The sequence below is a fragment of the uncultured Helcococcus sp. genome, assembly GCF_946998255.1.
Lineage (GTDB): Bacteria > Bacillota > Clostridia > Tissierellales > Peptoniphilaceae > Helcococcus.
This window is the reverse complement of record NZ_CAMPYN010000083.1, coordinates 1-3,631: the sequence shown is the minus strand read 5'-3', so window position 1 is coordinate 3,631 and position 3,631 is coordinate 1. Positions and strand designations below refer to the sequence as shown.

At 28.6% G+C, this 3,631-nt stretch carries 4 protein-coding genes and 1 pseudogene; all 5 read right to left on the bottom strand.

The window, feature by feature from the left end; genetic code table 11:
• The coding region (locus Q0U66_RS05650) for an ABC transporter ATP-binding protein (RefSeq protein WP_297378529.1) at positions 1–1,495 on the bottom strand (1,495 nt) is incomplete at its 3' end.
• 22 nt (positions 1,496–1,517) lie between these two features.
• Positions 1,518–1,985 (bottom strand): hypothetical protein, encoded by a 468-nt coding sequence (locus Q0U66_RS05645; protein WP_297378526.1) that lies wholly within the window; start codon positions 1,983–1,985, stop codon positions 1,518–1,520.
• A gap of 47 nt (positions 1,986–2,032) precedes the next feature.
• A complete protein-coding gene (locus Q0U66_RS05640; protein WP_297378523.1) occupies positions 2,033–2,281 on the bottom strand; it encodes a hypothetical protein in 249 nt (82 codons plus the stop codon).
• Positions 2,281–3,390, bottom strand: coding sequence for a hypothetical protein (locus Q0U66_RS05635; protein ID WP_297378521.1), 1,110 nt, complete (start codon positions 3,388–3,390; stop codon positions 2,281–2,283). The genes Q0U66_RS05640 and Q0U66_RS05635 overlap by 1 nt, the downstream gene beginning before the upstream one ends.
• A pseudogene (locus Q0U66_RS05630) lies at positions 3,390–3,631 on the bottom strand (hypothetical protein); the annotation flags it as partial. The gene Q0U66_RS05635 and the pseudogene Q0U66_RS05630, both read right to left, overlap by 1 nt.

The window sequence follows — 3,631 nt, the reverse complement described above, 5'->3', positions numbered from 1 at the left end:
CTGAGGAAGAATCATCTAATATTAAAATCTCTGGATCTCCCGCAAAGGCTCTTGACAATAATACTCTTTGCTTTTGCCCACCAGATAGGTTTACACCCTTTGAAGCCAATTCATGTAAAATCTTATTATCTTTTTCTTGGATAAATTCATGAGCTTGGGCAGCTAGAGTAGCATTATAAAGGTCTGCATCAGGTATTTGCCTACCAAATTCAATATTTTCTTTGATAGTCCCCTTGAAAAGAAAGTCTTTTTGGAAAACTGATCCAAACAAAGAATTTAGTTCATCATGTCTTAGGTGTTTAATATTGATCCCTCTTATTAAAATCTCACCTTGGTCAACATCGTATTGCCTCATTAAAAGTCTAATAACAGTAGATTTACCAGCACCTGTTGCGCCCATAATTGCAAAACTATTCCCTGGATAAATTTTAAATGAGACATCTTTAAGTGAGTATTCTTCTTGGTCATAAGAAAAACTAACGTTTTTAAATTCTATTTCAGGTACATTTATATTCTTTTCTGGTAAGTCAACTGGATTTTCTATTATTTGATTTTCATCAAGTGGCATAAATATTATTTCTTCTATTCTTCTTACTGATATCATTGACCTAGAATAAATATTAAACATCCAGTTCATCATGAACAGGGAGTTAACTATTTGCATTAGATATGATATAAAAGCAATAATTACACCAACTTTTATCTCGCCGGATTTAACCATAGATCCACCATATATAATCACACCAGCTAATCCTGAATCAAGAAATACGTTAACTATTGGAGAAGTTAAGGCACTGGTATCAACCGCCTTGATAGCTTGATCTCTAACAGCCTTATTTGTTTTAAAAAACTTTTCTTTTTCATCATCTACTTTATTTAAAGCTTTGGAAACCTTAATTCCTTTGATTGATTCCCTAATTACTTGAACCATTTCATCATGACGTTTTTGTAAGTTTCTCCACATAGGCATAGTTTTATTAAATATAAATCTAATAGTTAAAAATATTGGGAAAATTAAAAATACAATAATTAAAGATAGCTCAAAGTTTAATAAAACACATAAAATAACACCACCAATAAAAAGCATAATTGATCTAGACCCCATCCTCATGGCTGTTCCCAAGAAATTATGTACTGTATAAGTGTCTGATGTAAGCCTTGATTCTATTGATGATATTCCCAACTTATCAATTTGTCTAGATGATAATGACACAGACCTTGAAAATAAGTCTTGTCTTATATCTTGTATGATTTCAGATGATGTTTTAGCAGCCATCCTATTAGCTTTGATAGAATATCTCCATTCTAGGAAAGATACAAATATCATAAGCAGACCTAATCCTATTATCATATTTCTTTGGCCAGATGGTACAGCATCATCTATGATATATTTCAATATTGTAGGTATTAAAATTCCCATTAAGGTAGAAAATGCCTTTACAAATAAAGTAAGACCTACTTCTTTCTTCTTGGGATATACATACTTTTCAAACATGTAAAATCCTTTCTTCTCCTAATTAGTTCTCCTTTTTATTATAATTTTTATGATTATTAAGTATATTTATCAACTTATCATAAGTTTCTTTTTCAACTTTATAATATTCAAGTTTTATTTTTGTAGACTTATCAGATAAAGAATATTCCATCAAACCATTTGCAAAAGAAATATCTGCAAAATACATCTTATCCTTGTCTTTTACTACCCCTTCTAAATAGTATGAATATTTGTCGATAAAACTTCTATTCCTAGTGTTTTTATACCTACCCTCTTTTAATATTTCTACTAGCTCATCTGACTGAGCCTGGGTAAAAAGTTTATTAAATTTATCTGTATTATCTTCCATATTTAAAATTGTAAGCACATTTACGGTATCTAAGTCTTCAAATATTTTTTGTCCACTTATAGGTCTTAATAAATAAAAAGACATCGCCACCAATAAAGTTATTACAAGTAATCCAATTATTATCTTCTTTTTCATATTCATATTCTCTCCACCGATTTATTTTAATATAGGAAGCTAAATTTAGCTTCCTATATACCTATTAATAAAATTTTATCATTTTCTTGAATATCTACTCCATGAGATTTTCCAAAAACTTCTTCAAATCCTTCTTTTTCTAATAAAAAATAATCTTTTGCTTCCACAAAAGCTAAATCGTCATCTAAATTATTCTGGTAAACTTCTTCAAAGCTAGGCGCATTGCTATTGATATTATTAGTAATTAGTAGAGATCTATTGTATTTATTTTTATTAGTCGTTAAAATTTCTATTACAGTCATTATTTCTCCAAAATAGATTCTTTTAATATCATTAATTGGTTAAACATTTCATCAGATAAATCATCATACTCCAATATAAAGTCAATATCTTCTATCGCCTTATCATCTTGTCCCATGCTTGATAAGATAATAGCTCTGTTATATCTTAGCTTGATTTCAGAAGGATAATTTTCTAAAGCTTCATTGGCTATATTTAAGGCTTCAAAGTCCTTCTTTAGCATATATTTTACATAAACTAAATCTGTATATAGTGAAGCAAAATCTGCTCCCTTATCTAGTGCCTCTTCAAAAAACTTTTCTGCCATATCCATTTGATTTTGGTTCATATAGGCAATGGCAATATAGTATGGGATATCATATCTAGAAGAATTTTTTCTTGCTGTCATTAATTCAGATAAAGCTCTAGGATAATTCATCTTATTTATATAATAAATTGAATTTTCTACAGCTACATCTGGTGCTATTTTTTGCATTAAGTCTCTTGCTTCATTTTTAAGTTCTTCATTATCAGTAAAATTTAAAACTCTTTTTAAATAAGAATCAGCCTTTATATAATCACCTGTTGACCTAAATATGTTTGCCAGTTCAAAATTAGCTAAAGGATTTTCTTCATTGTAAGCAAGAATTCTCTCTAAAATTCTAACAGCTTCTTCGACAAATACATGTCTTTCCTCTTCTTTTATATCTTGTAAGGTCCATAAGACTCTAGCATAGTTATAAGCTGCAAGTTCATTTCTCTCATCTAATAAAAAGGCAGCCCTAGAAAAAACATTAGCTTTTTCATTTTCTCTTTCACTTATTTTTATAGCCTTTGATAGAGCGTATTCTGATGGATTAGGAAATAGATTATTTAGTATTTTTTTATAATCTCCAATATATAAAAATTCTGGATCAACCCCAATATTATATAATATCCCATTTACTATATATATGAGGTCTATTTCATTATTAAAGCTTTCATTATTTATACCATCTACCATTTCATCAAGTATTATTGGTAGTGGTATACCTGTTATACCAAGTTCTTGGTATTCAGACTTTTCATTTTTAAGGTCTATATATGAGAGCTTATCTACTTTTTGTCTAAAATATTTATTGATTACATCCATTAATCAAACATCCCTTCAAATTCTCTTTTTCTTCTGGAAGAATTGTATAATATATTAAATAAATGCCCCTTATATAAGTATATAAAGGCAAGTAGTAGTCCTTGTGCTAATGTCTTTATAATTACTTCAATAGATGATAATGAATATACACTAGATACTCTAAATAATATATTTATAAATACAAAGGCTAGCATTGGTAAAATCCAATATAATATATTATTGATAATAAATTTTACAGAAT

What these genes read in the sequence shown, in the direction of transcription:
- Q0U66_RS05645 (WP_297378526.1), bottom strand. Translation starts at nt 1,985, where the DNA reads ATGAATATGAAAAAGAAGATAATAATTGGATTACTTGTAATAACTTTA.
- Q0U66_RS05640 (WP_297378523.1), bottom strand. Translation starts at nt 2,281, where the DNA reads ATGACTGTAATAGAAATTTTAACGACTAATAAAAATAAATACAATAGA.
- Q0U66_RS05635 (WP_297378521.1), bottom strand. Translation starts at nt 3,390, where the DNA reads ATGGATGTAATCAATAAATATTTTAGACAAAAAGTAGATAAGCTCTCA.